This is a genomic window from Caballeronia sordidicola (assembly GCF_002220365.1).
In the GTDB taxonomy this organism is placed as follows: domain Bacteria; phylum Pseudomonadota; class Gammaproteobacteria; order Burkholderiales; family Burkholderiaceae; genus Caballeronia; species Caballeronia sordidicola_C.
Genome location: NZ_MTHB01000237.1, coordinates 1 through 1,727, shown reverse-complemented (window position 1 = coordinate 1,727; position 1,727 = coordinate 1). Strand labels below are relative to the sequence as shown.

1 protein-coding gene is annotated in these 1,727 nt (G+C 55.1%); it reads right to left on the bottom strand.

The features are described 5' to 3' along the window. Positions 1-72: 72 nt before the first annotated feature. Entirely contained in the window at positions 73-1,140 is a 1,068-nt protein-coding gene (locus BSU04_RS33335; protein ID WP_089164541.1) for a glycosyltransferase family 4 protein, read from the bottom strand. Positions 1,141-1,727: the final 587 nt, after the last annotated feature.

Below are 1,727 nucleotides of genomic sequence, written 5' to 3'. Positions count from 1 at the left end.
GCCGCATTCGAGCAGCGCCTGTGACTTCGACACTATGGTGAAATCCTTAGTGCCAAACTCTCTCGGCGCAACTCAAGCCATCTCGGTATCCTGAAGCAGGGGACGCTTCCGCGTAGGTGCGAGCATGGAGGTGTAGGTTTCAACATACTTCGCCGCCATCGTCTTCGCGCAAAATCGGCGCTCGAACTGGGCCCGAACTTCCGTGCGAGATAGATCATCAATGCGTTGTAGCGCAGCGACCGCGCCCGGTACGTCCTCGCAAATGTAGCCAGTCACACCGTGGTCGATCACCTCTGGCACCGAGCCCCGATTGAATGCGATCACTGGCGTACCGCACGCCATCGCCTCGATCATCACGAGCCCAAAGGGCTCCGACCAGTCAATCGGGAAGAGCAACGCTTTCGCACCGGATAGAAACGCCGGTTTTTGTGCGTCGTTGATTTCGCCGATGAACTCGACGTCCGCCTGCGACAGCAATGGCTCGATGATGGATCTGAAGTATTCCTGGTCGACCCTGTCGACTTTGGCTGCAATCTTCAACCGGAGACCGCTTTCGATAGCAATCTTGATGGCAAGGTCAGGGCGCTTCTCTGGGCAGATGCGGCCTAGAAACGCGAGATACTCAGGCTTCGTATTCGGTTGTGGTGTTAGCAAGTTTTCCGGAAGGCCGTGATAGATCGTATTGACCCAGTTCGCATGCTGAAGCGGTAGACGTTGCGAATCGGAAATCGAGATCACTGGTACTTTCGAGAACATCCTGAAGACCGACTCCAGTTCCGGCAGATCAAGACGGCCATGCAGGGTCGTGACGAACGGTACGCCCATCTGTGAAAATAGCGAGAATGGCATGTAGTCCAGGTGAAAGTGCAGCACATCGAATTCGTGCGCGTGACGGCGCACGTGTTCGAGCAATAACGCGTGGGGAGCGTTGATATCGCGAATTGACGGATCTAGGCGCAGGGAGCGTGGCCAAACGGTTCGAAGCTTAGCCTTTGTAACAGAATCTCCACTCGCGAATAGGGTAACTTCGTGACCCAAGTCGACAAGCGCATCGGTAAGATAGGACACAACACGTTCAGTGCCACCGTACAGTTTCGGTGGGACTGCTTCGTGCAGCGGTGCAACTTGTGCGATACGCATTGGAACGTCCTGAGAGAAGTGCAGCGATTAAAGTCACCGGGCCGACCCTGGAGTAGAATTTCTTTGAGCCAAGACCCACCGCACCACGCTCGAGCGGCGCTCGGTTAGTTACTCCTTCGTGTATGTCGAGGCTGCGTTGGTGCGCCGCGGCGTCGTGTCCGTACCCAAATTGATCTGGAGAGTTAAGCTCCGGCTGCTGATCGACATACTCGTATTCGCTGATACGGAGTCGGGGTCGACTCCTCGCAAGAAACAGCACGCTTTTGTTTTGGTAAAAGCTCGATGCGCAGGGGGCGGTGTCTTGTGAGAATGTCCATCCAAGTCTCTATCTTGCTCCGTCGGAAACAGCTTAGCTCTGCGCGTTCGGGTGCGAAAGACTCGGAAACTACTCAGGTACCGAACGCGGCACGTCGGCATGGTCGAGCAAAGCTCGCCGCTCGTATTGAAGCGATGAGTTGGAACAAAAGACCAGCTGCAGATTTGCGTTGAAACCCGTTTTCGTTTGAGAGATCGCGAGAGCGAAGGCTGTATCGGCAACTTCAGCCTGAAGTGTGCCTAACAATTGAAAGGGGACTCACATCGAATCC